This is a genomic window from Paraburkholderia sp. FT54 (assembly GCF_031585635.1).
Classification (GTDB): Bacteria; Pseudomonadota; Gammaproteobacteria; order Burkholderiales; family Burkholderiaceae; genus Paraburkholderia.
On the sequence record NZ_CP134196.1, the window covers coordinates 2,861,965 to 2,887,270 of the forward strand.

Genomic DNA, 25,306 nt, shown 5'->3' on the forward strand with positions numbered 1-25,306 from the left:
AACTCAATCCTCTGGCGCGGGGGCGCGGCTGTCGAGCAAGCCTTCGTCGCGCAACGCGGACCACAAGCCCGCGGGGATCGGCTTCTCGAACGACGCGGCGTTCTCGCGCAATTCGTCGGCACTGCGCGCGCCGGTCAACACCGTGGCGACCGCCGGATGCGCATACGGAAACTGCAAGGCGGCGGCCGCCAGCGGCACGCCGTGCGCGCGGCACACCGCTTCCAGCCGCGCGACGCGCTCGATCACTTCGGGCGGCGCCTCGCCGTAGTTAAATTTCAGATCGCCTGCGACGCCGCGCGCCAGAATGCCCGAGTTGAACGCGCCGCCTAACAGGATGCTGACGCCGCGTTTTTCACAGGCCGGCAACAGGTCGTCGAGCGTGGTCTGTTCGAGGAGCGTATAACGGCCGGCGAGCAACGCGCAATCGATATCGAACTCGGCCATTGCATCGAGTATGACCGCGCCTTCGTTGACGCCGAGTCCGACGGCCTTGATCGCGCCCGTCGAGCGCAACGTGTCCAACGCGCGGAAGCCGCCGCCTTCGGTCAGTTGCCGCCAGTAATGGGGATGATTGTCGCCGTGCGTGACACGGCCGATATCGTGCACCAGCAGAATGTCGATGTCGATAATGCCGAGGCGCTGCTGGCTGTCTTCGAACGAACGCAGAATGCCGTCGTGCGTGTAGTCGTAGATCGCTTCGAAAGGAAGCGGATTTTGCCAGCCTTCCTTGTTGTCGAACGGCGTGGTGCGGGGCACGAAACGGCGGCCCACTTTGGTGGACAGCAGATAATCGCCGCGCGGATAGCGCCGCAAGGCGTCGCCCAGACGATGCTCGGCCTTCGTGTTGCCGTAATGCGGCGCGGTGTCGAAGTAGCGCACGCCGGCGTCCCACGCGGCGGCGATGGTGGCCTGGGCTTCTTCATCGGACAGATCGCGGTAGAGGCCGCCAAGCGGCGCCGTGCCGAGTCCCAATCCGGTCACCTGCAACGGCCCGCGGCCGATGCGGCGTCGTTGCACAATCTTCGATCCGGTCGTTGCGGTCATTGAGCGCGTCTCCAGTTTTTATGCGTTTTACCATGCATGAGCAGGATTTGCCCATGGCGCGTGCGGACTGCTGGCCATCAGGACCGCAATCGAACCGCTCAATGCGGTTCGATTGCGACGACCGGATGCCGCGGTGCGGCGCTCGACGGCAAGCAAGCCGGCCCAACCGGATCGAACGTCTTGTAAGTCAGGATGAATTCCTGATGACCGAGCGTCTCCGACTTCGAGGCCGCGCCGCGCGACACCGCCACCGTTTGCTCGAACACTTCGCGGCCCACTTCGTCGAGCGTGCCGCGGCCTTCGAGGATGCGGCCTGCATCGACGTCCATGTCGCCCGCGAGATTGCGATACGTCGCGGGATTCGCGCATACCTTGATCACCGGCGAGATCGCCGAGCCGACCACCGAGCCGCGACCGGTCGTGAACAGAATCACATGTGCGCCGCAGGCGATCAGTTCGCCGATTTCCGCGTTGTCGCTGATGTTGGGAAAACCGAAGCGCGGCTCGCCGTCCGGCACCACGTCGAGCAGGTATAGGCCGCCGGTCGGCGGAATGTCGCCGGGTTTGACAATGCCGACAATCGGCGACGCCCCGCTTTTCGCATACGCGCCCAGCGATTTTTCTTCCTGCGTGGTGAGGCCGCCGTCCGCGTTGCCGACCGCAAAACTGCCGTGGCCGAGAATCGAGTAATAGCGCGCCGCCTTCGCGACGCAGGCCACGATCTCATCGCCGAGCGCCGGCCGTGCCGCGCGCGTCTTCATGTGGAATTCGCAGCCCACCAGCTCGCCGGTTTCTTCGAAGATGCACGTCGCGCCCGCGTCGATCAGATGATCGAATGCACGGCCCACAGCCGGATTCGCCGTGATGCCGCTCGTGCCGTCCGAGCCGCCGCATACGGTGCCTATCACCAGTTCGCTCAGCACCATCGGCACTTTCTGCTGCGCGGCGAGTTGTTCGCGCGCACCGCGAATCCAGTCGACGCCATATTGAATCGTGCTGCGCGTGCCGCCCTTTTCCTGGATCGTCAGCACTTCGACGGGACGGCCGCTCGCGCGCACCACGTCCACCAGATAGTGCTTGTTCATGCTCTCGCACCCGAGCGAGACGAATAGCACCGCGCCCACATTGGGATGCGTGGTGAGCCGCTCGAGCATCTTCTCGGCATAGCCGTTCGGATAGCAGCCCGGAAAGCCGATCAGGTGCACGGGCGGTTCGCGCTCGGCGCAAGGATCGTCGAACGCATCGAGCGGTTCGCGAAACTGCGTGACAATCTCGCGCGCCACGTGATGCGCGCACTCGACCAGATACGCAACGGCAACCACATTGCGGATGCCCTTGCGACCGTCGCGGCGCAGATATCCCTGCAACATGGGCTGCTGCGATTCGGCAGATGGAGATGCAACGGAGATGTCAGTCATGATCGTTCCAGAGCGGCGCGAGGCCACGTCATTGTGCTCACGTTAGTGATGGACGAATTCGTGGCCCGCGTCGTGTGTGTACGTTGGCAGATAGTCGCTTTCGAGATTGTGCGTATGCAGATGCGCACCGCGCGCCACCGCTTCCGTCACGTGACCGATCACCGCGCCGTAGCGCAGCACCTTGTCGTCTTTCGCGAGTTCATGACGCGCCACCTTGTGACCGAGTTCGATAGTCTTGGTGAGCGTCACGCGTTCGCCTTCAATCTCGATCTGCATGCCTGCGTCCAGACGCGCTGCCGCAATCAGGCAGTTGTCGGCGGGGCTGAGCAGGATCAGGCGTGGATCCGTTTGGTCCGTTGAGTCCGTTTGCGATGGGTGGCTGGTCAAATCAGTTCTCCGAGGTGCGTGCGCATCAGTTCTGGCCTTCGCCGCTAGCGAGGCGCGCCACCATCAGCGAGCCCAGGATGATCGCGCCGTAAATCGCCTGAATCCAGAAAGACGGGACCTGAGCGAGCGTCAACAGGTTCTGCACGACGCCGAGCAGCAGCACGCCGGTCAGCGCGCCAAACATGGTGCCCTTGCCGCCGTCGAGCGAAATGCCGCCGATCACCGCCGCCGCGAACACCGTGAAGATCATGCCGTTGCCCTGGTTCGCGTTGATCGCGCCGACGTAGCCGGTCACGATCAGACCGCCCACCGCGGCAAGTATGCTCCCGAGCACGAATACGCCCCACGTAATGCGCTCCACGCGAATCCCCGCCGCACGCGCCGCTTCCGGATTGCCGCCGATGGCATACAAGGCCCGGCCCAGCCGGTGATAGCGCAACATGAAGGCCGCGATCGCAAACGCCACCGCCGCGAGCCACACGGACAAGGGCAAGCCGAGCACGATGGTGGTCGCGAGCGTGAAGAACGACGGCGGCATATCGAACAACGTGCCGCCCTTGGTCGCACCCACCAGCATGCCGCGCAACACGATCAGCATGGCGAGCGTGACGATGAACGCATTGAGCCGCAAACGCACCACAAGAAAGCCATTGATCAAGCCGATCACCGCGCCCACCGCCACGATGGCGAGCAAGCCGGCGGCCGCCGGCCATTGCGTGCCGAAGCCCGCGGACGCCGCCGGCATCACCAGCATCGCACCCACGGCGGGCGCGATGCCGACCGTCGATTCGAGCGACAAGTCGAACTTGCCGGTCAGCACGATCAGCGATTCGGCGAGCACGACGAGCGCCAACGCCGCCGACGCACCCAGCACGCTAATGAGATTCGCCCTGGTCAGAAAGCTCGGGCTGACAAACGCGCCGATCACGATCAGCAAAGCGAGCGCGGGCAGCAACGCCAGTTCGCGCAGGCGCGCGAGTTCGGAGCGCGCGCGTTTGCCGCGTGACGCCTGCGCGGCCAACTGCGGCTGAACCTGAGCTTGCGTGGTGCCGAATGCAGGACTGGGCACACTATTCTTCATGGAGACTGACTCCTTCAACTGATGCAATCAGGTCGTGGTCCTGCCAACCCGCGGGAAATTCGACCGCGACACGGCCCCGGAACATGACCAGCACGCGGTCACAAGTGCGCAGATCGTCAAGTTCGCCGGACACGACCAGCACGGCCTTGCCTTCTTCGCGCACGCGATCCACGACGGAGAGCAACGCTTCCTTCGATTTAACGTCGACGCCCGCGGTGGGATCGATCAGCACGAGTACGTCGGGATTGGTGGCGAGCGCGCGTGCCATCACCACTTTTTGCTGATTGCCGCCGGATAGACCCGAGACGACATGCTCCGGACCTTGCGCGACGATGCCGAGCGCGTCGATCATCTTCTGGCCGAACGCGTTCTTCTTCGCGGGCGGCGCGATGCCGAATTTGCCGAGCAAACGCGCGATCGTCATCGAAGCGTTCTCCGCGACCGATTGTGTGAGCACGAGGCCTTCGTGATGGCGATCCTTCGGCACACAGCCGATGCCGTGCGCGAGCGCCGCGGGCACATCGCCGGGCGGCAAGGTTGCGCCGTCCACGCTGATCGTGCCGCGTTTGGCGGCGCGCAGGCCGGCAATCGCTTCGGCCACGCTCGTGCGGCCGCTGCTCGTCGCGCCGGTCAAGCCGACGACTTCGCCGCGCTTGACGGTGAACGACACGTCTTCATAATCGGCGCCGGCCAGATCTTTGACTTCCAGCGCCACCGCCGTATCGGCCAACAACGCGGCGCGTGCCGCCGCATCGGCCACCGCGAGACCGCCGCGTTCGCCGGTCATCGCTTCGATCAACTGCTCGCGCGGCAACGCGGAAACCGGCGCGCTGACGATATGCCGCGCGTCGCGCAGCACGGTCACGGCCTGGCAGATTTCATAGACTTCCTGAAGATGATGCGAGATGAAGAGGAACGTCACGCCCTCGCGCTGCAACTCGCTGATGCGCCGGAACAGGCGCTTGATCTCGTCGCCGTCGAGTTGCGCCGTTGGTTCGTCGAGAATGATGAAGCGCGCGCCGTACGACAGCGCCCGCGCAATCTCCACCAATTGCCGCGCTTCCACCGACAGATCGCCGGCGCGGGCATCTTCGCGCACGTCGATCTTCCAGTGATCGAGCAACGCGCGCGCGTCGCGCCACATGGCTTGCCAATCGATCACGCCGCCGCGCAACGGCTGGCGGTTGATGAACAGATTCTCCGCCACGCTCAGATCACGGATGATCGTCGAATGCTGATAGACGCACGCCACGCGCTCGCGCCATGCGTCGCGATCCGCGATCGATGGCGCGGCCGCGCCGCTGAAACGAACCTCGCCCGTGTCCGGCTTGCGCAGGCCGGTGAGGATCGACACGAGCGTCGATTTACCCGCGCCGTTGCGCCCGACGAGCGCATGCGACTCGCCGGGCATCACGCGGATGCTCACGTCTTTCAGCGCGGCCGTCGAGCCGAAGCGTTTGGTGACATCGATCGCTTCGACGACGGGCACGGAGGGCGCGAGCTCGCTCATTTGACGGCTCATTTGACCGTGTTGCCCCACAAGGCCTTGTCGTCGACGTTCGATTTCGTCACGAGCGGTGCGGGCAACTGGTCTTCCAGAATGCCCGGCGCCAACTGGATGATGTTGCTGCCGTGATTGGTCGGGCCCGGCTTGAAGGTCTGCCCTGCCAATGCCGCCTTGATGTAGAACAGCCCGTATTTCGCGTACGAGTCGGCGGGCTGCGAAATGGTCGCGTCGATATCGCCGCGGCGGATCGCCTCGAACTCCTGAGGAATGCCGTCGTTGCTGACGATCACGACGTGTTTCGCGTCGCCGGCGGGAAACAGCATCTGCTTGCGGCGCAAGGTTTGCAGCGTCGGCGACAGATAGACGCCGCCCGCCTGCATGTAAATGGCCTTCACGTCGGGATTGGCGGTCAGCAGACTGTCGAGCGCGGTGGCCGCGACGTCACCCTTCCAGCTCGCCGGAATTTCCAGCAGCGACAAACCCGGATAACCCTTCAGGCAGGAACGGAATGCTTCTGAGCGATCGCGCCCGTTGACCGATGCCAGGTCGCCCATGATCTGTACGACCTTGCCCGACTTCACGTGCTCGCCGATGTATTTGCACGCCTTCTCGCCATATGCGTGATTGTCGGCGCGCACCACCATCGCGACTTTGCCTTGCGTCGGCGCGACGTCGACGGCGACTACCGGCACGTTCTTCGCCGCTGCGGCGTCGAGCGCACGGCTGATCGCCGCCGAATCCAGCGGGCCGACCACGATGCCCTTCGCACCGAGGTTCAGCAGGTTGTTCATGTCCGTGATCTGCTGGACGGGATCGCCGTTCGAATTGACCGGCGCCAGGATGTCGAGGCCGCTCTCCTTCGCGTATTTGGGCAGATAGTTGTTGTATGACTGCCAGAACGGCGACGTCAGCAGCGGCAGACCGAGGCCGATCTTGCCGGTGTCGGCGGCTTGCGCGGCGCCTGTCACACCGAGTGCGGCGAGGCACGCAGCGGCTGCTACGACAGAGAGCGAACTGCGGAACAAACGGCGGCCCGTGAGCGGCCCTTTCGCGAACGACATGGTTGTCTCCTGTGTCGACGGGAGTGAGCGCTTTAGCGCTTACTCCCGCCCCATGTTATGGGAATTGCGTGAACCGGCTGCGGAGCCCGGCACTTCGTCCTGCGCTTTCTTATCGATTCTTATGGGTATTGGCTATGTTCATTCACCAATGAACGTATTATTCATATACGGACTTTTTTAAGTCAAGGAATGTGCGCTGCACCAACCGTCCGTGTTTTCCCTGGACGTTCGCCAACTCCACGAGATTCATGACGCACTTACACTCACGCGCCACATAATGAGAAAAGCCCAAGGAATCTCCCTCACGATGGACGCAGACGACAAAGACGACGCCGACCGCTACCGCGCCCCGGCGCTCGACAAAGGCCTCGACATCCTCGAACTGCTCGCCGAGCAGAAGGAGGGACTGACGCGCGCGGAGATCACCAAGCTGCTCGGACGCAACGCGAGCGAGATGTATCGCATGCTCGAACGGCTGGTCGCGCGTCAGTACGTGGTGCGCTCGGCGGCCGGAGACCGCTACTCGCTCAGCCTCAAGCTGTATGCGCTCGCGCATCGTCATCCGCCGATGAACCGTCTGATCTCCGAAGCGCTGCCGCTCATGCAGCGTTTTGCCGATGCCGCCGAACAATCGTGTCACCTCGTGGTGTACGACCGCGGCAATCTGCTGGTGATCGCGCAAGTGGATGGGCCGGGCACGTGGGGCATGTCGGTGCGGCTCGGCTCGCGCGTCGGCCTGATCGACACGGGTTCGGGGCGCGTGATGCTGGCGTTTCAAAGCGTCGAGCAGCGCGAGCAGATGCTGGCCGAACACACCAAGGTGAAGGGCGAGGTCACGATCGATCGCGCCGCGCTCGATCAGGCCTGCGAGCGGATTCGCGCGGCGGGTTTCTCGCAGAAGGACAGCCAGCAGACGTTCGGCGTGACCGACGTCACGTTCCCGATCCAGGGTCCGTCCGGCCAGGCGATTGCGGTGCTCACCTGTCCGTATTTGCGCCGCATCGACGAATACGTCGCGCCGACGCTGGAAGCCGCCACCGCGCTGTTGCGCGAGACGGTCCAGGCGTTATCGATGTTTCACGAGAACGCCGCCTAGCATGCGATGCGGGCAAGCGAACCCACGCGGCGGCCTGTCGAAAATCGGCCGCTCGCGCACATGGTTTAGAATGGCGACCCTCTCAAAAATCACGCCGCATGGGGTCGCTCATGCGCGCTCATCGATAAGCAATGGCGAAACTTCTGACCGATTCCGAATTCCAGCGTTTTTCCGAACTCCAGCAGAAGCAGTCGAGCTTCACGATCACGCCTGAAGAAGCCGACGAGCTGCGCGACATCGTCGCTCATGCGCAAAAGCGCCGCGACGATCGCGCAGCGGCGATGCAAAGCATCGAGACATTCATTCAGCAATTCGACATCAGCCCGGACGAACTGTTTTCGGCCGAGCAGATCGGCGACGCTGCGCGCACCTTCGGTCTGATTCCGGCCGCGAAGAAAGAGCGCGTGCTGCCGCCGCAATTCACGTTCAACGGCAAGCCGTATCAGTGGACCACGCGTGCGCTGCCGGACGATATTCGCGTGCCGTTGTTCGATGCTTTCAAGGCGGGTGAATCGGTGAAGTCGTTCATCGCGACGCCGAAGGACTCGAGCCGTTGCGCGGCGACGATTGCGCGACTGGAGCGCGAGACTGGTGCGGTGTATGGGGATGCGTGGCTGGAAGAACTGTCGGTGACGCGCACGCAAGTCGACGAAGCCGCCGCGAAGCTGGCGGCCTGAGCGCGCTTGCGCTACTCACACGTTTCACACATCTTGCGGCGCGAGGCAGGCAGTGCCTCTCGCCGCTTCGATCACCGCCTGTAGCCGCCGCGACCGTGTCGCTGGCCTGCTGTGCCGACGACGCGGCGGTGATCCATCCAATTCAGCGCTACCAGCGCGCCGCTTATGCGCTTGCCTCGGCCGCCTCATCCAACGCCATCCTGAAGCCGACCACACCCGGATCCTCCGTCCGCGTAATCGTGAAACCGCTGGCTTTGGCGAGCCCGATCATCGGGGTATTTTCGCGCAGCGCCTCGCCGACCAGCCAGTGGATGCCGCGCACCCGCGCGTACTTGATGATCCGGTCCATCAGCAATTGGCCGAGGCGCCGGCCCTTCTGATCCGAGCGCACCGCCACCGCGAATTCGGCGGTTTCGTTGTCAGGATCGGCGACCGCGCGCACCACGCCCAGCGTCCGCGTGAAACCTTCTTCGCTTTGCACGGTGGCGATCAGCGCCATTTCGCGGTCGTAGTCGATCTGCGTCATGCGCGCGAGCTGCGAGTGGTCGAAGCTGCCTACGGCGCCGAAAAACCGCAGGCGCAAATCTTCGGGCGTCATCGCTTCGACGAAGTCATGATGCGCGGCCTCGTCTTCCGGACGGATCGGCCGGACTGTCACCCGGAAACCTTGCCAGTCCAGCGTCTCTTCGAAGCGGCGCGGATAAGGCACGATCGCGAGGCGGCTGCGCGTTGCCGCGACGCTCAGCGTCGGATCGACGAGCATCACGTGCTCCCGGTACACCCTGAGCGTCAGCGCGAGACCGACGAGCTCCTTGACGTCGCACACGGCTTGCGAGAGCGCCGTCAGCGCGGCCAGGGCCGGCTCCGGTGCAACCAGCCGCGCGTACGGCGAACGTGTGACCATATCGCGCGCGAGCATCGGGTTGAGCGGCGGCAAGCCGTAGACGCGCAGCGGCTCGGATACGCCATCGGTCGATGGCGCCGTGAAGCGGAAGACGGGCCCGAAGTTGTCGTCGTCGTGGAGTTCGACGGCGATGTCGACGACGGGCTTGGTGGATGAGTGGGTGCTCGCCTCCGCGCTGTCCGATGCGAACGGCGCGGTCTCCACGCGCAAACCAAAACGCTCCAGAAACCGCGCCGCCGCTTCCCCGGTTAGTTGGCGCTCACCTGCGGCAACTGCCGCGCATGCCTGAGCTTGGGCTGCGTCGATGGTTTCGGGGACCTGCGCCGGCAAACCCTCTGGCGTCTGCATCAGCAGTTCGCGGCCCATCCGGTAATCGACCAGCCGCGCGAAGGCGCGCGCGAGGCGCTGCGGCGTCGTATGCACCGGGATGCCCTGCGCGTGGAGCGCGTCGCGCGTGGCGGCATCCACGCCGCCGAAGAAACACGCAAGGAGGCCACGGTACGCGAAACGCTGGTTCGCGATCAACGCCTGCGCCACTTCGCCGACCGGCGCGCCATGCGTCGACGCGTGGACCACGAAGGCCGTGCCCGTGCCGCGATGATCCGCCAGCAGCTTGAGGGCGGTGCCGAAATGCTCGGGCCGCGCGTCGTCGCCAAGTTGCAGCGGATTGCCGCCGACCGCGTACGGCAAAGTCTGCTTCAAGGCTTCCGACGCTTCGTCCGGCCACGGCGCAAGCGTGTCGCCGGCGGCGGCAAAGGCGTCACAAGCGAGCGTGGCCAGGCCGCGGTCGCTCGTAATCAGCGTCGCCGTGGCCCCCGCCGCCACGCGGCCGACGCCGAGCGTCTCGATCTCGTCGAGCAGGTCGTCGAGCGCATCGACGCGCACCATGCCCGCGCGACGGAACGCGGCGGTGTAGAGCGCGTCGGCGGGATCGGCGCGGCCGGAGCGCAGTGCCAGCACCGGCTTGTTGCGCGCCGCCGCGCGGGCCGCCGACATGAACTTTCGGGCAGCCCGCACGCTGTCCAGTTCGAGCAGGATGGCGCGCGTGCCGGGGTCGCTCGCCAGATAGTCGAGCACGTCGCCCGCGTCGACGTCCGCTTCGCCGCCGAGCGCCACGGCATGCGAGAAACCGAGGCCGCGCGCATGCGCCCAGCCGAGCACGGCATTGGTCAATGCATTCGACTGCGACACCCACGCCACGCCGCCCGCCTTCACCGTGCACGACGGCGCGCCCAGGTGCGCGCGCAGCGCCGGCGACACCACGCCGAGACTGCCCGGCCCGACGATCCGCAGCAGGTTCGGGCGCGCCGCCGAGAGCGCGTGCCGCAGCGCGAGCCGGTCGTCATCGCAACGCACCTCGCCGACGATGATCGCCGCGCGCGTGCCCAAGCCACCGAGCTTATGGATGATGCCCGGCCACGTCGCCGGCGGCGTGCAGATCAGGGCGACGGTCGGCGCTTCCGGCAAATCGCCCGTGTCCCCGACCACGGCATGGCCGCCGAGCATTGCGTACTTCGTATTGACCGGCCAGAGCGGGCCGTCGAAGCCCCCTTCCAGCACGCGCGCCCACACCATCGCGCCGGTGCTGCCGGGCCGCTCGGAAGCGCCGATCACGGCAACGGATTTGGGTCGAAACAAGGCGTCGAGATTGCGAACGGTCACGGGCGCTCCGAAGACGGGGAAGGCGGGCCGGCCTCGCGACCGGGCGCATCTCCGTCAGCATAGGTGAAGTTTGGCGCGCGCGGCGGCGCTTCTCATCAAGCGCCACTCATGCACCCAGTCGTGGCCGACGGCTCAGGGCCTGTCGCGGATATTTCTTATCGAGATTAAGCAAAACGGGAGGCGCCAATGCGACAATCTTCAGGCTGCCAATGGCTAACAGAAGGTGATCTATGCGGCGCTTGCCATCGCTGATCGCGTTGCGGTTCTTCGAAGAGACAGCCCGTCATATGAGCTTCAATCGCGCAGCCGTTGCGCTGTGCGTGACACAAGGCGCGGTAAGCCGGCAAATCAAGCTGCTCGAAGAATCGCTGGGCGCGAAACTGTTCGAGCGCGACCACAAGGGCATCCGTCTGACGCAGGCGGGCCTGCAGTTGCTGCCGTGCCTGTCCGAAGCCTTCGACACGATCGAGCGCGGCTTTCGTCAAATCACCGCAGCCAAAGGGCGGCGGCGCCTCGTGCTCGCCCTGCCGCCCACTTTCGCCACGCAGTGGTTTTCGCCGCGGCTGGGTTCGCTCGCGGTGGAATTGCCAGACGTCGAACTATCCGTTCGCACTGAGGCGCATGGCGACTTTCACTGCCAGATTCGCTTCGGCCGCCGGGCGTTGCCGGACGCGCATTCCGAATTGCTGATAATGGAGCGCCACGTACTCGTGGGCGCGCCGCGCCTGCTCGGTCAACCGCTCGACGCGCTGCTCGAACGCATGCCCGCGCTGCATGTGCTGCACAACGACGCTCGGCTCGAACTGTGGCCGAACTGGCTAGCGAAGGCGGGCATGCCCGCGCGTTACGCGGACAACGGCATCGAGTTCTCGACGCTGGAACAGGCGATTCGCGCGGCGAGCAAAGGTGCGGGGCTGGCGATCGTCGATCGGAACATGATTGTCGAGGAACTGGCGGACAGCAGTCTCGCGCAGTTTTCCGATGTCGAAGTGAGCGGGCCGTTCGGATACTGGCTCGATATTCCCCAGCGACATCTGGGGCTCGAACATGTGCAGGCGCTGGCAGGGTGGATGCGGGAAGAGGTGTTAAAGCTGGGGTGAGCGTTGACGATTCTGTCGGCAGCCGTATGGGCGGCAATGCAAAAGGCCCCATCTTTTGACGGGGCCTTCTGATTTGCCTTGCCTTGACTTGACTCGCTTTGCGCTCGATACCGGCGCGGTGGCGTTACATCGCCCTCTTGAACGGCGCGCCCGAGTGCTCGCGCAATTCGTTGAACACGATCTTCGGCCACGCCTTTTGCGCGACTTCGATCTCCGACACGTGCGAGGCTAGATAGGTTGGCGCGTCCGACGCGTCGAGCGCGATCCGTGCCGCGTACGAATCGGTAAAGCGGCGCAATTCGGCCGCATCGTCGCAGGTCACCCAGCGCGACATGCGGTAACGCGCCGGCGCCATGCGCACGTCGACCTTGTATTCCGTCGACAACCGGTGCGACACGACTTCGAACTGCAGTTGTCCGACCGCGCCGAGAATCATCAGGCCGCCCACTTCAGGACGAAACACTTGAATCGCGCCTTCCTCGCCGAGTTGCTTGAGCGCCTCGCCGAGTTGCTTGGCGCGCATCGGATCCACCACTTCCACCGTCTGGAAAATTTCCGGTGCGAAGAACGGCAGGCCGACGAATTGCAACTGTTCGCCCTCAGTCAGCGTATCGCCGAGACTCAGCGTGCCATGATTCGGAATACCGATGATGTCGCCCGGATACGCCTCGCTCACTGTCTCACGACGCTGCGACAGGAACGTCACCACGTTGTTGGCGCGGAACGTCTTGTTCGAACGCGTGACCTTGACGGCCATGCCGCGCTCGAAACGTCCCGAACACACGCGGATGAACGCCACGCGGTCACGGTGCGCCAGGTCCATATTGGCCTGCACCTTGAACACGACGCCAGTGAACTTCGGCTCGTCCGGCATGACCGGACGCTGCACCGTCATGCGCATGGACGGCGGCGGCGCGAGGTCGACCAGCGCGTCGAGAATTTCCTTCACGCCGAAGTTGTTGATCGCCGAGCCGAACAGCACCGGCGACTGCTGGCCAGCCAGGAACTGCTCGCGGTCGAAATCAGGCGTCGCGCCGGTGATCAGATCGATCTCTTCCTTCGCCTTGACCCAGCTATGGCCGAAGCGGCGTTCGCCTTCCTCGTCGCTGAGCGCCTGCAGCGTTTCGACTTCGCCGCCCGCTTTGTCCTGCCCCGCGCGGAACAGGCGCACCTGATCGCGCTGGATGTCGTAGACGCCCTGGAATTCCTTGCCCATGCCGATCGGCCACGTGAACGGCACGGCGGCGACGCCCAGGTGCTGCTCGATTTCGTCGAGCAGTTCGAGCGGCTCGCGCACTTCGCGGTCGAGCTTGTTGATGAAGGTGACGATCGGCGTCTTGCGGCTGCGGCAGACTTCGAGCAGCTTGAGCGTTTGCGCTTCGACGCCGTTCGCGCCGTCGATCACCATCACGGCCGCGTCGACCGCCGTCAGCACGCGGTACGTATCTTCAGAGAAGTCTTCGTGACCCGGCGTGTCGAGCAGATTGATGACGGCGTCGCCGTACTCGAACTGCATCACCGAGCTCGCCACCGAAATGCCCCGCTGCTTTTCGATCTCCATCCAGTCGGACGTCGCGTAACGGTTGCTCTTGCGGCCCTTCACGGTACCGGCGATCTGAATCGCGCCCGAGAACAGCAGCAGCTTTTCCGTGAGCGTGGTCTTGCCCGCGTCCGGGTGGGAAATGACCGCGAACGTGCGGCGGCGTTTGAGTTCGGAGACTGACATCGGGTCTGGCGGTCACGGATAGGGGTTCGGGCGGTTCCCGGCGGCTTGTGGCTGCCGGCGTGCCACGCCTTGCGCGGCGGCGTCGAGCTGCGGGAATTGGGCCGACGACCCGCATCACAGTGGCAATCCGGCCGCATCGGAAACAGGTCACGAACGAGCGTTCGACAATACGGGAATCGCCAGCGCAGAACAGCGCAGGGAACGAATGATACACGTCATGGGCGCCGGCGTATTGAAACGCACTCGATCAGAAGCAACTGAACCAATAAGCGGAATCCCGATTCGAGCTATTGATACGACATCGTGAAGGTCGCCAGCGCCTTGACTGACCCTGGCGAGACTGCGCCCGTCCTGATGTATCGCGCTTGCATAGGCACAACCAACGAGCCGTTCGGCGAGTCACCAATCAGCCACTGATTGGTATTGCCGGGAGCAGCGGAATCCGGACCAAAGGATACGGGCGACCCGGTGCTGTTCAGCACTTGAACACCAATTCCTTGCGCAGTCGAATCGGTCGTCAACGTCAGCGTATTGGTCCGGTTCGACGGATTGACGCTGTCGGTCAGCGTGATCGACACCTTCGCGCCCGTGGCACAAGCGAGCGATAACTGGAATGATTGTGGAGCGGCAACACTACCAATCCCAGCGGAAAATGCGTGGGTGTTAGCCGTGGGCAGTGAGACGGACAGGCTGGATTGAGTGACTGAGCAGGTAGCGTGGACTAGCAAGCCAGTTGCCGCCCCCGTGTAAAGCGAACCCTTGCCCCATGACGTGTCCTGATCACTCGATGTATACGTGATCGATACCGATGGCACGGTTGAAAGCGCCACCGTGCCAGCAGCAATCGCCCCCGTAACAACCAGCGCGGGCGTGACCGTTATATTCGCTGCCATGTATGGACCATCTATCGGACCACTGAACGAACAACCGACCTGCGCATTTCCATTGATCATAACTACGCCGGTGGCGTTACATTGAATCGAATCGAAGGTATAGCGCACGCCGATGCCGGCGATATTGGTCTGGTAGACATCCGTGAATCCCGGCGCAAGCTGCGTCGTCGCCATATTGGCGTAATTAGTCGCCGAGGTCACAGTGTTCACGCGATTCACAAAGTGGCAGGTCATCTGGAACGTGCTTGGCGCAAGGCTACCGAGTGTCTGTCCGATCGACGTGCCGACTGGCACAGTGATAGTGCCCGCCGAAAGCGTCAACGAAATATTGCCAGCTTCGCATGCAATGTTTGCGTAAGCGGACGGTGAAAAAATCGCTCCTACCAAAGTCAGCACAATAGCCGCGAGGAATCGCAAAACTGACAAATTGCGAATGATTCCACCTGGCCGGCCCGCAGTTCGGCGAAAGAGCGTCGCGCTGAAGGAGGAATTGCTCAATCCAATTTTGAATTCAGCCATTTTCTTCTCCAATTCAATTCGCTACGGCGAGCACGTCGGACTCGCTACCCACACGGGCCGCCCGAATATCATCAATGCAATGCCCTTGCACTGAAGCGTATGCTGCCTCTTTGTCATCGACCTTCTTCGGCAACACGTAGTCAATCCTGCACTGCTCTGCCGAACTTGAACCCCACTTCACGAACAACGAGCCTTTGTCATCCAGTCCACGCGCAAAAATCCGGCTATCCTGTGCAACGACTCCAACGTTGTGCCCGTTGTTGTCAACCACATCCGCTCCGAACGGCAGCGCTTCGCCACCGAGTTGCGGCGCCCGAATCAGAGCCGCGCGCCCCGTCACCGTCTTGTACTTGAGCATAAGCACCGAGCCCAACCGCGGCACCGCATGTTCTGAAGTGGACTCGAACTCAACTTCGCTAGACGAGCCCTTCGGATCGATATCCACCGTGTTCATACTATACGGCGTCAGGTAAGGCACCACCGCATAACCACGACGATCGACCTTCACCCCCATCGCGCTCGACACCCTCGCGCCCGCCGCGCCCGCCGCTTCAACGATGCCGAACGTATCGCCCACGGTCTGGGAGAACGTCACGCCACCCGGATGCGCGACGATCGAGCCGCTCACACCAGCCGAGACCTGCGTCGAGTTGGTTCCCGCACTAGCCGACGCCGTCATCTGCGCATAAGGCGCACGATAAACGCCGCTCACACCGCCGTTCACATTCGCACCCGATGACGAACCCTGCCCCGCCGTCCCGTACGCGTTGTACGAGTACTGGTTCTGGTCGCCCGCCGATCCGCCGATATTCGCCTGCATCGTCGCTGTGCCGCTGCCCGCGTTCAGGTTCGTCGTCAGCACCGGCGCATGCGGCGTGTGGCCGAGCGGAATCGTCGTGCTGAGCATGATCTCGTTGGACAATGTGCCGTCCGAGCCGCGCGTGCGGCCCGCTGTCACACTGTAGGTGCCGAACTTGAAGCCATTCGAATAGCCAGCCTGATAGAACACGTCGCTACCGGGCCGGTCCCAGTAATGCTGCGACGACGCCGTCAAGAACACCGAACCGTGGTTGTTGCTCAGGTTCTGGTTCACCGTCAGTTGCAAACGGCCGCGTTGACGGTCGGCGGCATTCACGTCCCCGCCGTGCTGCGCGAGGTCGCGCAACGACGACGCGTCGGCGAGGTTCAGATAACCCACGTCCGAGTAACGGTAAGCGCCCACCGAAATATTCGTCCCCGTCGGGTCAATGAACTTACTGTAGCCGATATGCAGGCTGTTGCCATGCAGCGATTCGTGACCCGGCACTTCGGTGCGTGCGGCCGTGATGTCGGCGGCAACCGCGCCGTACTTCGTGTTGAACGCCGCGCCCGTGTTCGCCGCCACGTACCCGCTCGACGCGATCGCGCCGCCGTACAACGTGACCAGATTCGTGAGGCCGCGCTGCATCGTGAACTGTGTGAAGCCGGGCCTCGTCTGCAGCGAGTCGTCGCGCAACTGGCCAGCCGTCACCGCAAAACGCGTCGTGCCGGGGCGCAATGATTGCGCGACCGCTGCGTACGGTACCGTGAAGTTCTTCGTGCGGCCGTCCGCTTCGGTGACGGTCACGTCGAGATTACCGCCGTAACCGGTTGCATAGAGATCCTTGATCTCGAACGGACCCGGCGACACGCTCGTCTCGTAGATCACCTGACCATTCTGACGCACCGTCACGCGCGCATTCGAATCCGCCGTGCCGCGTACGACCGGTGCGTAACCGCGCAGCGATTCGGGCAGCATGCGGTCGTCGGTAGCGATCTGCGCGCCGCGAAACGACACGCTGTCGAACACGTCACCCGTCGTTTGCGCGTCGCCGAGCGTCACTTGCGAGCGTAGCATCGCGACGTCGTGCTGTACGTAGGTGGCGATGTTGTCGAATTGCGTCGCCTGGCCCGTCATCGCCGATACCGACGACTGATGGCGGAAGTGCCACGCGCCGATGTTCACGCCGGCGTTCAGGCCGAGATACTCCTGTGTCGAATGCACACCGCCATTGCTCGACTGATATGCGTTAGCGTTGTAGCTGACGAAGCCGGCATTCACGCCGCTCTCCCACAACTCGGGCGGCACATAACCGCGCGCAGAGTTGCGCATGTATTTCTGCGGAACCGTGATCGCAACCTTCTGTTCGGTGAAGTCGAACTCGATACTTGCTTCCGGCACTGCCACGGCAACGTCGATGCAGTCGCTCGCTGCGGACTTCGTCGCGCCTTCGTTGTGCTCGGCGTCGACCTTCGCGAAGTCGATGCCATAGCCTTCGAGCATTTTGCGATCGAAACATGCACGCGCGCTTTCGCCATCGCGCGTCGCGACGAAGCGCACGTTGTCGTGTGCTACGCGCACATCGTTGACCAACACGTCGACCGAGTACACGCCTGGCGACACGATGTTGCCACGCGCAAAGCGCGAGACATCGACGGTCTGTTTCGCATCGGTCTGCAAGAAAGTCGTGTCGAACGTAACGGCACTGGCTACCTGCGCTGCTTCCTTTGCGCTGACGTTTTCCTGCGCCATATAGCCCAACACTGCAAATACCGAAAGCACGACGGCAGTGACCGGCTTGAGGCCGAACGAACCGCAATCGCCGTTGGAGTGAGAACTCGATTGAATTTGACGCGAGGATTTCATGACCGTAACACCGCTTGCAGAAAACTTCGGCCTCTTGATGAGGTACAAGTCGATGTTATGGATTTACGAGATAGCAATATCTAGGACGGGTCTGAATTACGAGATAGGCGAATGAAGGCGTGCGGGGCGCGGCGTATCGCGGCCTGCGCGATACGGACGGAGTTGAACTGGAAGGGGTGGGCAGCGTGCAGCCGCCCTGTGAGGACGCGAGGAACGGGCCTCGCGCTATTGGCTCAGCGTCGCATCGCCCTCGATGGGGCCGCCAAAATCGCTGATGGCAGTGTAGTGGACCTTGGCACTCGCCTGCACGCCGGTCATCTGCGGCACGGGAATGATCTGCGTGCCGTGCGGCGCCACCATGCCACCGCGGTCGTTCTTGTACGTGCGGCCGTTCGCCGTCACATCGATCGCGCTGAACGACACGTGGTAGGCGCTCGGATTGGATACCGCCAACGCCTGCCCCTTGCCGTCCGACGCGGGTACGACCTTCCAGTCGAGTTGACGAGGCGCGTCCTCGGGCCGGCCAGGCAGCTTCGGCGGCCGCACGAACACCTTGATTCGCGTGCGGTACGCGAACTGAAGGGTATTGGCGTCGGGCGTGCTCGCGGCTTTGGGCGGAATATCCAGCACGTTCAGCCAGTAGACGGACTCGCGGTCCTGCGGTAACGCTTCGCCGCTGTACATCACACGCAACGTCTGCGACTTCTGCGGGTCCATCCGGAAGATCGGCGGCGTGATCACGAACGGCACCTTGGTCTCGCCGGGCTTCGCATCGGCGTTGCCGTCGTCCATCCACACCTGCACGAGCGACGGGTTGCGGCTATCGTTCTCGAGCTTGACCGTGACTTCGCGCTGATCCAGCGGGTACACGACCCGTGTGCCGCCAATCGTGACGCTCGCGTGCGCCGCGCCCGCGAACAACGCACCCGCCAGACCCGCCACCGCCATCCATCGACGCATCGCTTTCATCACCGCTCCTCTTCTTTCAAGCTTGATAGTGACTAATCTCAAAATTAGTCCATTAAAAAGGCGTTTGCCGCAACAAACGCCTTTTTCTACTACTTATTGATATTGCATCGTGTATTGAATCGACGACGTCACCGCGCCCGCCTGAGCCTTGCCGGTCGCATAGTACTGTGCGAAGTAGTTCACCGTCGCGTTGCCCGCGGCAATCGGCGCGCCGTTGGTGGCGACGTCGTTGTTGCTGCCGCTAAGAATGTTGATCGGTTGCAAATTCGCGTTCAGCAAGCGGATTTCGACGTTTTGCGCAGGCGCTGCCACCGACTGATTCACCAGGTAACCGTTCGACTGATCGACCGTCGAACCGTTTTCGAAGCGTGCGACTGCCTTGGTTGCCGCGCCAGAGCAGCCAGTCAACTGCATCTGGATGGCGCCGGAGTTGGTCGTGCCGGCGGTCGCGCCTGCCGATGCCAATGCGCCAGCGGGAACCGGCGGCAGCGTGACGGCGATGTCGGCCGGGCTGCCGGAGGTCACGCCGTTGATCGAGCAAGTCGTGTCGGAGACGCTGCCGGTGAACGTAATGGTGCCGTCCGCGGCGTGGGCCTTCACCGACAACAGGGCGACTACGCCGATGGCGGTCACGACGAGTGCGGAAATCATGCGTTGTTTCATTTCATGCTCCTGAGATTCAATCAATTAGATGGTTTCGAATTCAGCGGCCACTTCGTATCTTCACGTCGAACCGCCCAGGTTATCGCTGCTTTCGCTTGACTTCGTCTTGGCATCCACCGAAGCGTTGATCACCATGAATAGAATCTTAAAAAAGCACGGCCCGGCAGTCGTTCAGACCAGTCTTAAATTAATGAGATAACAGTAAGAGCACGACGCGGCCACTTTGCCGCCTCTGGTATAGCTTTGCGGGATTCAACAGGACTTTTTGCGACGGGCGGACGCTGTGGATTAAGAACACTCCTAGACTTCACCGGCAGGCGCGCACCGAGCCGCATGGCGAGCAGAATTCCGATCGGCCTCGAACTTCGGTCCAAAGCAAAAGACCCGCCGCATCGTTGCCGATGCGACGGGTTTTCTCGTCGTACTCCCGCGGTTACGCGCCGCTGGCTTCGTTCAGTGTCAGATGCCTGGTTTCCGGCGCCCACGCGATCGACACCACCATGCCGACCAGCAACACGGCGGCGAGGACCATCATCGTGATGTGGAAACCCAGATGCACGATGCCGAGCGGCAGCAGAAACGTCCCGACCGCCGAGCCAAGACGGCTGCACGCAATCGCGAGCCCGACACCGCACGCACGCACCTCGGTCGGAAAACACTCTGGCGGAAACACGCCGACCAGATTCGAGAACGCCGACATGGTGAGCGTGAAAATCGCAAACGCGACGATCGTGCCGAGCGTTGCCGACTCCGGCAGCACACTCAAAGCAATCAGCGAAACGCACGTCACGGCGAACGAGCCGATCAGGAATACGCGACGCGGCAATTTGATGGTCAGCCAGATGCCGATCAGCGCGCCGAGCACAAGGAATCCGTTCAGCAGAAAGTCCGCGCTCGAATCATTGTTCAAATGAATCGCCTTCAGAATGGTCGGCAAAAACGTATAAACGGCAAAATAAGGAATGACGAGACATACGAAGAACGCGCAATTGAAGATCGTGCGGCGAATCAGATCCGGCTTGAACAGCCGGACGAAACCGCCCGTCGATTGCGCGTGCTCGTCGTCACCGCCATCCAGCGTGACGTTCGCGCCGAAGTGCTTCAGCACGATCGACTTCGCTTCCGCCGTGCGGCCTTTGCCATGCAGCCAGCGCGGCGACTCGGGGGTGCCCATGCGCAACACGAGTACGATCAACGCCGGCACACCCGCCGACGCCAGCAGCCAGCGCCATGCATCCGGCGAGGCCTCGGCGTAATGCATGCCGAGCACATTCGCCACCACGTAGCCGATCGTCCACACCACGCTGAACGACCCGAGCAAGGTGCCGCGATGTTTGCGCGGCGAGAATTCCGCGAGGATCGCATGTCCCACCGCAAAATCGCCGCCCATGCCGAAGCCGATCAACACACGCAGCAAACACAGTTCGAGCGGCGAGCGCACATAGAACTGCGCGAACGCGGCCGCCGTGATGATCAGAAAGCTCAACAGAAAAATCTTCTGACGCCCGAGACGATCCGACAGCCAGCCAAACACCAGACTGCCGATGAAAATGCCCATCAACGCGGAACTGCCGATCATGCCCATCCAGAACGCGTCGAGCGGCATCTGCCGATTCAGCGACGCGAGCGCATAGCCGATCGTGCCGAGCGCGAAACCTTCAGTGAAGTGCGCGCCGAACGTCAACCCGGCGATCTTGACGTGAAAGGCGTTCAGCGGAACGTCGTCGAGAGGTATGGGGCCGTGCGCGGATGCCGCTGCCGCTGGCAAAGTGGGGGCGAGGCCGAGAGTGGCCGCCTGCATATCCTGATTGCTCACGCTGTCTCCTTCGTTAGTATGGATCGCCGGACGTGACAGGCATGTTGCCGGTCACGCCCGATTGCGTCGTCCGCCTGTGCGGCATACGTGTGCATGCCGCATGACGGACGCGCGGTGTGAAGATCAGCGTCCGAGGCCGCCCATCATCATGTACTTCAGTTCGGTGTATTCATCGAGCCCATACTTCGAGCCTTCGCGACCCAGCCCTGACTGCTTGACGCCGCCGAACGGCGCGACTTCCGTGGACAGAATCCCTTCGTTGATGCCGACCATGCCGCTTTCCAGCGCTTCGCCGACGCGCCATGCGCGGGCCAGATCGCGCGTGTAGAAATACGCCGATAGGCCGAACGGCGTATCGTTGGCCGCGTCGATGGCTTCCGCTTCGCTCTTGAAGCGGAAGCACGCAGCCACCGGGCCGAAGGTTTCTTCCTCGGCGATCAGCATCGAACTGGAGGCGTCAACCAGAACGGTCGGTTCATAGAAAGTGCCACCGAGTGTGTGCGGCCTGCCGCCGGTCAAGATCTTCGCGCCCTTTGCCAAGGCGTCGGCCACGTGCGTCTCGACCTTCTCGAGCGCAGCCCGATTGATCAGCGGACCCTGTTCGACCTCGCCTTGCAACGCGTTGCCCACGCGCATTTTGCGCACCGCTTGCGTCAGCGCCAACGTGAACGCTTCGTAGATGCCGTCCTGTACGTAGAAGCGGTTCACGCACACACACGTCTGCCCGGTGTTGCGGAATTTCGAAGCTATCGCGCCTTGCACGGCGGCGTCGAGATCCGCGTCGTCGAATACGATGAAGGGCGCGTTGCCGCCGAGCTCGAGCGACAATTTTTTCAACGTGTCCGCCGATTGCTTCGCCAGCAGCTTGCCGACGCGCGTCGAACCGGTGAACGACAGCTTGCGCACCACGTCGGATTCGGTGAGCGCGCCGCCGATCGCGACAGCATCGCCGGAAACGATATTGAACACGCCGGGCGGAATGCCCGCTTTCCCGGCCAGCACCGCCAAAGCGAACGCGGACAACGGCGTTTCTTCCGATGGCTTGAGCACCATCGTGCAGCCGGCCGCGAGCGCGGGACCGGCCTTGCGCGTGATCATGGCAAGCGGAAAATTCCACGGCGTGATCGCCGCGACCACGCCGACCGGTTCGCGCGTCACAATGATCTTCGCGGTTGGATTCGGACTCGGGATCACGTCGCCGTAAGCGCGCTTCGCTTCTTCCGCGAACCATTCGAAGAAGCTGGCCGCATAGCCGACTTCGCCGCGCGCCTCGGCAAGCGGCTTGCCTTGCTCCAGCGTCAGCAGTTCGGCGAGCGCGTCACGCTTCTCGAGCATCAACTCGCCCCAGCGTTTGACGCGCGCGCTGCGTTCCTTTGCGGTCAGCGAACGCCATGCGGGAAACGCGCGCTCGGCCGCCGCGATGGCCTGCGCGGTTTCCGCAGCGCCACCTTTGGCCACTTGCGCGATCACCTCGCCGGTCGCGGGATTCAACACGGCGTACGTGTCGGCGCTTTCGTACCACTCGCCGCCAATGTAATGCCCGGTGCGGAGAAATTCGTTCATGCGGCCTTCTCCAGCGTGTCGACGAAGACGCCTTGCGCGAGCCGCGGTTCACGCGCGATTCGCTTGCCGGCGGTGTAGTCGTTGATCAGATCGCACGGCGTGTAGTTGCGTTCGAGCTCGAACAGTTCATCCGCTGAGAGCGTCGTGCCGAGCGCGGCGAGCGCGCTGTCGAACTGCGCCGGCGTATCCGCGCCGACCAGCATGCTCGCGACGCCACCGTGATTCAGCACCCACGCCTGCGCAATTTGCGCGGCGGAAACGCCACGCCGCGCGGCCACGCGCGCCACCGACGCAGCGATCTCACACGAAGCCCTATCGCCGTACATTTGCGCGGTGAAGAAGTCGGTCTGATTGCGCGTCGAATTCGGATCGCACGTCAGCAGCCCGCGCGCCAGCGGACTGAACACGGACACGCCGACGCCCTGATCCTGGCAATACGGAATCATTTCGCGCTCTTCCTCGCGGTACGCCAGGTTCAACTGCAATTGCATATTGATCGGCTTGTGCCAGCCATTGCGCTCGCAGACCTGCATGATCTTGGCGAACTGCCACGTGTACATGGTCGATACGCCGATATAGCGGGCCTTGCCGGCGCGCACGATATCGTTGAGCGCACCCATGGTTTCTTCCACCGGCGTATTCACGTCGAAGAAATGCAGCATGTAGATGTCGACGTAATCCATGCCGAGACGCGCGAGCGAGCCGTCAATGCCGTCCATGATGTGCTTGCGCGAATGACCGCCCGCGTTCTGATACGCGCCCATGTCATAACCGACCTTGGTCGTCACGACGATTTCCTCGCGGCGCGCAATACGCTTCAAAATGCGTCCCACCACTTCTTCGCCCACGCCGGTCGAATAAAAATCGGCGAGATCGATGAAGTTGACGCCCGCTTCGAGCGCATGACGGACAATCGGCTCGCTTTGCGCTTCGTCGAAAATCCACGGTTTCCATTGCGGCGTGCCCATGTTCATCGTGCCGAGGCACAGACGCGAAACCTTCAGGCCAGATTGGCCGAGGCGAATGTATTCCATAGTGCGTGTCTCCTTCCTGATCGGATCCAGCAGCGCGGACGGTTGGCTGCGCGTTCCAGCACGCGCGCGGAACCGCGCTGCATGCCATTAACGTTGCTTCGGCGTGTAGAACGGGTTCGATACGCCGCGCGCGGCGGCGAACACTTCATCGCGATGCGGCAGGCCCTTCATCGCCGCGAGGAGCGCGTTCTTGCACGCGCGGTAGTTGTTCTCGAAGACGGCGTCGAGGTCGTCGGTGGACGGATTGATCCAGTTCGCCGACACCACCACCCAATCGTTTTCCGCTTCGGGCGGCAGCGTGCCGTTCTCCAACGACTCGGCCACCGCCTTCGCTATGCCGGCTTGCGAGGCGCCCCACGTTGCGTTGCCGTGGAAGTCGCTGCCAATCGGCGCCTTGTTCACGTAGAGCGTGAGCGGCTTGGTCGGCACGCCCGGACGCGCGATGACGACGAACGGCGCGTGGCCCGCCGAAGGCGTCGCCAATGCGGTGGCGAAAGCCTGCCCTGCCGGACCGTTGCGCGGGCCGACCAGTACGTTGATGTGCGCGAGATTGACGCCGGGGCCTTCGAATCCTTCGCCGATAAAGAGTTGTTTGTCCGTCGATGCGCTCATGGTCTTTCCGTCGAGGTTGAGTGGATAGCCGATTGTGACGTTCGGTATCCGCGACCATGTATCGATGAGTTTTGATCCGGGGTATGAGTGCAACTCAACTCCGGGTTAGTCCGTAGCGCGTTGGCCTGCGCGTGTCGGGAAACGCAAAGGTGAGGGTTTTCGGGACTCTCGCCGGCGCACCCTTGAATCGCAGCAAAAGGTGAGCGTGTCGTCTTTCGGTCGCACACCTGCACAGAGAAAGTCTGCAGCGCGTCGAACGCGACGGCCGCAACTGAAAGAGACTCGAGTGACGGCCGCAGCGATTCTTCGCAGAGCCTGGGAACGCCACGCCAGCAAAGGCTGGCGCGGGTTTCAAAGGAGGGAGGTCTGTGACGGAGGCTTGCGGCGGCAAGCTTGCCGCAAGGTGCGTGATTCAATAAAACCAGGCTTATCGAAGCAACTCAGCCCGACGCGCGTCGCACAGCCGAGCCCACGACTTACGCGCCAGGTTCACGCGAAAGGTGAGCGTTTTCGGGACCTGCTTGACGGTGCGTAAAAAACCGCAGGCGACATCACTTTAGACATTTAGACAATCCGGCGCACAACGCGCGGACACCTCACGCACTCACGCGGCTCAACCTTCGATCAGAAAGCGCTCGCGATTCTTTCCCGCGAGCCAGGCGGGCGAGCGGCCGCGGCCGCTCCAGGTCTCGCCGGTTTTCGGGTTGCGATATTTGGCGACCGGGACCGTTTTGCGGCCCACGGTGCGCTTGCTCGTAAATCCCAGTTCTTCAGCAGTCAGGTCGTATTCGGCCACCTTCTGCTTGATCTCGGCGATCGCCTGCGCAATTTCCTTCTCGCGGGCGGCCGCGACTTCCTTGTGGAGTTTTTCGAGCTGGGCAGTCAACTGCTTGTACGAGGCCATGACGG

Annotated in this window: 20 protein-coding genes; 3 read left to right on the top strand and 17 right to left on the bottom strand. The window is 63.0% G+C overall.

Translation table 11 applies throughout. From position 1 onward, the window contains the following. Positions 1-3: 3 nt before the first annotated feature. The 6 genes from RI103_RS32420 to RI103_RS32445 all read right to left on the bottom strand — a co-directional run bounded on the left by RI103_RS32420 (position 4) and on the right by RI103_RS32445 (position 6,498). Positions 4-1,044: an aldo/keto reductase gene (locus tag RI103_RS32420; protein WP_310816826.1), complete on the bottom strand. Its 1,041-nt coding sequence runs from the start codon at positions 1,042-1,044 to the stop codon at positions 4-6. A gap of 98 nt (positions 1,045-1,142) precedes the next feature. After that, on the bottom strand, positions 1,143-2,462 hold the full coding sequence (locus tag RI103_RS32425; protein ID WP_310816827.1) for a UxaA family hydrolase: 1,320 nt from the start codon (positions 2,460-2,462) through the stop codon (positions 1,143-1,145). A gap of 42 nt (positions 2,463-2,504) precedes the next feature. Then, positions 2,505-2,849 carry a UxaA family hydrolase gene (locus tag RI103_RS32430; RefSeq protein WP_310816829.1) on the bottom strand — a complete coding sequence of 115 codons (345 nt, stop codon included), beginning with the start codon at positions 2,847-2,849 and terminating at the stop codon, positions 2,505-2,507. Positions 2,850-2,874: 25 nt separating this feature from the next. Further along, positions 2,875-3,930, bottom strand: coding sequence for an ABC transporter permease (locus RI103_RS32435; RefSeq protein ID WP_310816830.1), 1,056 nt, complete (start codon positions 3,928-3,930; stop codon positions 2,875-2,877). Then, positions 3,920-5,440, bottom strand: a complete 1,521-nt coding sequence (locus tag RI103_RS32440; RefSeq protein WP_310816832.1) for a sugar ABC transporter ATP-binding protein — start codon at positions 5,438-5,440, stop codon at positions 3,920-3,922. Before RI103_RS32440 ends, RI103_RS32435 begins: the two co-directional genes overlap by 11 nt. A gap of 8 nt (positions 5,441-5,448) precedes the next feature. Further along, positions 5,449-6,498, bottom strand: coding sequence for a sugar ABC transporter substrate-binding protein (locus RI103_RS32445; protein WP_310816834.1), 1,050 nt, complete (start codon positions 6,496-6,498; stop codon positions 5,449-5,451). A gap of 307 nt (positions 6,499-6,805) precedes the next feature. Between RI103_RS32445 and RI103_RS32450 the strand changes: the two genes are divergently transcribed. Together RI103_RS32450 and RI103_RS32455 are read left to right on the top strand one after the other, a co-directional pair. After that, positions 6,806-7,594, top strand: a complete 789-nt coding sequence (locus tag RI103_RS32450; RefSeq protein WP_310816836.1) for an IclR family transcriptional regulator — start codon at positions 6,806-6,808, stop codon at positions 7,592-7,594. Positions 7,595-7,725: 131 nt separating this feature from the next. Next, positions 7,726-8,271 (top strand): hypothetical protein, encoded by a 546-nt coding sequence (locus RI103_RS32455; protein ID WP_310816837.1) that lies wholly within the window; start codon positions 7,726-7,728, stop codon positions 8,269-8,271. Positions 8,272-8,434: 163 nt separating this feature from the next. Here the strand turns inward: RI103_RS32455 and RI103_RS32460 are convergent, their stop codons facing one another. Beyond that, positions 8,435-10,837 (bottom strand): GNAT family N-acetyltransferase, encoded by a 2,403-nt coding sequence (locus tag RI103_RS32460; protein WP_310816838.1) that lies wholly within the window; start codon positions 10,835-10,837, stop codon positions 8,435-8,437. Positions 10,838-11,067: 230 nt separating this feature from the next. Here RI103_RS32460 and RI103_RS32465 point away from each other — a divergent pair, with 230 nt between their 5' ends. Next, complete coding sequence (locus RI103_RS32465; RefSeq protein WP_310816839.1) at positions 11,068-11,937, top strand: LysR family transcriptional regulator; 870 nt, start codon at positions 11,068-11,070, stop codon at positions 11,935-11,937. Positions 11,938-12,061: 124 nt separating this feature from the next. Here RI103_RS32465 and RI103_RS32470 read toward each other — a convergent pair whose 3' ends face one another. The 10 genes from RI103_RS32470 to RI103_RS32515 form a co-directional block, all read right to left on the bottom strand. Further along, positions 12,062-13,663: a peptide chain release factor 3 gene (locus tag RI103_RS32470; RefSeq protein WP_310816840.1), complete on the bottom strand. Its 1,602-nt coding sequence runs from the start codon at positions 13,661-13,663 to the stop codon at positions 12,062-12,064. A 287-nt stretch (positions 13,664-13,950) separates the two neighbouring features. Continuing rightward, complete coding sequence (locus RI103_RS32475; protein ID WP_310816842.1) at positions 13,951-15,075, bottom strand: fimbrial protein; 1,125 nt, start codon at positions 15,073-15,075, stop codon at positions 13,951-13,953. 13 nt (positions 15,076-15,088) lie between these two features. Then, positions 15,089-17,740, bottom strand: coding sequence for a fimbria/pilus outer membrane usher protein (locus RI103_RS32480; protein ID WP_310816843.1), 2,652 nt, complete (start codon positions 17,738-17,740; stop codon positions 15,089-15,091). A 225-nt stretch (positions 17,741-17,965) separates the two neighbouring features. Then, positions 17,966-18,709: a fimbria/pilus periplasmic chaperone gene (locus RI103_RS32485; protein ID WP_310816844.1), complete on the bottom strand. Its 744-nt coding sequence runs from the start codon at positions 18,707-18,709 to the stop codon at positions 17,966-17,968. 93 nt (positions 18,710-18,802) lie between these two features. Then, positions 18,803-19,372: a fimbrial protein gene (locus RI103_RS32490; protein ID WP_310816845.1), complete on the bottom strand. Its 570-nt coding sequence runs from the start codon at positions 19,370-19,372 to the stop codon at positions 18,803-18,805. Between the two features lie 433 nt (positions 19,373-19,805). Beyond that, a complete protein-coding gene (locus RI103_RS32495; protein WP_310816846.1) occupies positions 19,806-21,188 on the bottom strand; it encodes an MFS transporter in 1,383 nt (460 codons plus the stop codon). 123 nt (positions 21,189-21,311) lie between these two features. Continuing rightward, positions 21,312-22,751 (bottom strand): NAD-dependent succinate-semialdehyde dehydrogenase, encoded by a 1,440-nt coding sequence (locus RI103_RS32500; RefSeq protein ID WP_310816848.1) that lies wholly within the window; start codon positions 22,749-22,751, stop codon positions 21,312-21,314. Continuing rightward, positions 22,748-23,785 carry an aldo/keto reductase gene (locus RI103_RS32505; RefSeq protein WP_310816849.1) on the bottom strand — a complete coding sequence of 346 codons (1,038 nt, stop codon included), beginning with the start codon at positions 23,783-23,785 and terminating at the stop codon, positions 22,748-22,750. The genes RI103_RS32500 and RI103_RS32505 overlap by 4 nt, the downstream gene beginning before the upstream one ends. Positions 23,786-23,872: 87 nt before the next feature. Next, entirely contained in the window at positions 23,873-24,397 is a 525-nt protein-coding gene (fae, locus tag RI103_RS32510; protein WP_310816850.1) for a formaldehyde-activating enzyme, read from the bottom strand. 613 nt (positions 24,398-25,010) lie between these two features. Beyond that, positions 25,011-25,301, bottom strand: coding sequence for an H-NS histone family protein (locus RI103_RS32515; protein WP_310816851.1), 291 nt, complete (start codon positions 25,299-25,301; stop codon positions 25,011-25,013). Positions 25,302-25,306 lie beyond the last annotated feature (5 nt).

Excerpts from the sequence above, each read along its gene's own strand:
- RI103_RS32420 (WP_310816826.1), bottom strand. The coding sequence starts at position 1,044 with ATGACCGCAACGACCGGATCGAAGATTGTGCAACGACGCCGCATCGGC.
- RI103_RS32425 (WP_310816827.1), bottom strand. The coding sequence starts at position 2,462 with ATGACTGACATCTCCGTTGCATCTCCATCTGCCGAATCGCAGCAGCCC.
- RI103_RS32435 (WP_310816830.1), bottom strand. The coding sequence starts at position 3,930 with ATGAAGAATAGTGTGCCCAGTCCTGCATTCGGCACCACGCAAGCTCAG.
- RI103_RS32440 (WP_310816832.1), bottom strand. The coding sequence starts at position 5,440 with ATGAGCGAGCTCGCGCCCTCCGTGCCCGTCGTCGAAGCGATCGATGTC.
- RI103_RS32445 (WP_310816834.1), bottom strand. The coding sequence starts at position 6,498 with ATGTCGTTCGCGAAAGGGCCGCTCACGGGCCGCCGTTTGTTCCGCAGT.
- RI103_RS32450 (WP_310816836.1), top strand. The coding sequence starts at position 6,806 with ATGGACGCAGACGACAAAGACGACGCCGACCGCTACCGCGCCCCGGCG.
- RI103_RS32455 (WP_310816837.1), top strand. The coding sequence starts at position 7,726 with ATGGCGAAACTTCTGACCGATTCCGAATTCCAGCGTTTTTCCGAACTC.
- RI103_RS32465 (WP_310816839.1), top strand. The coding sequence starts at position 11,068 with ATGCGGCGCTTGCCATCGCTGATCGCGTTGCGGTTCTTCGAAGAGACA.
- RI103_RS32470 (WP_310816840.1), bottom strand. The coding sequence starts at position 13,663 with ATGTCAGTCTCCGAACTCAAACGCCGCCGCACGTTCGCGGTCATTTCC.
- RI103_RS32475 (WP_310816842.1), bottom strand. The coding sequence starts at position 15,075 with ATGGCTGAATTCAAAATTGGATTGAGCAATTCCTCCTTCAGCGCGACG.
- RI103_RS32480 (WP_310816843.1), bottom strand. The coding sequence starts at position 17,740 with ATGAAATCCTCGCGTCAAATTCAATCGAGTTCTCACTCCAACGGCGAT.
- RI103_RS32485 (WP_310816844.1), bottom strand. The coding sequence starts at position 18,709 with ATGAAAGCGATGCGTCGATGGATGGCGGTGGCGGGTCTGGCGGGTGCG.
- RI103_RS32490 (WP_310816845.1), bottom strand. The coding sequence starts at position 19,372 with ATGAAACAACGCATGATTTCCGCACTCGTCGTGACCGCCATCGGCGTA.
- RI103_RS32500 (WP_310816848.1), bottom strand. The coding sequence starts at position 22,751 with ATGAACGAATTTCTCCGCACCGGGCATTACATTGGCGGCGAGTGGTAC.
- RI103_RS32505 (WP_310816849.1), bottom strand. The coding sequence starts at position 23,785 with ATGGAATACATTCGCCTCGGCCAATCTGGCCTGAAGGTTTCGCGTCTG.
- fae (WP_310816850.1), bottom strand. The coding sequence starts at position 24,397 with ATGAGCGCATCGACGGACAAACAACTCTTTATCGGCGAAGGATTCGAA.
- RI103_RS32515 (WP_310816851.1), bottom strand. The coding sequence starts at position 25,301 with ATGGCCTCGTACAAGCAGTTGACTGCCCAGCTCGAAAAACTCCACAAG.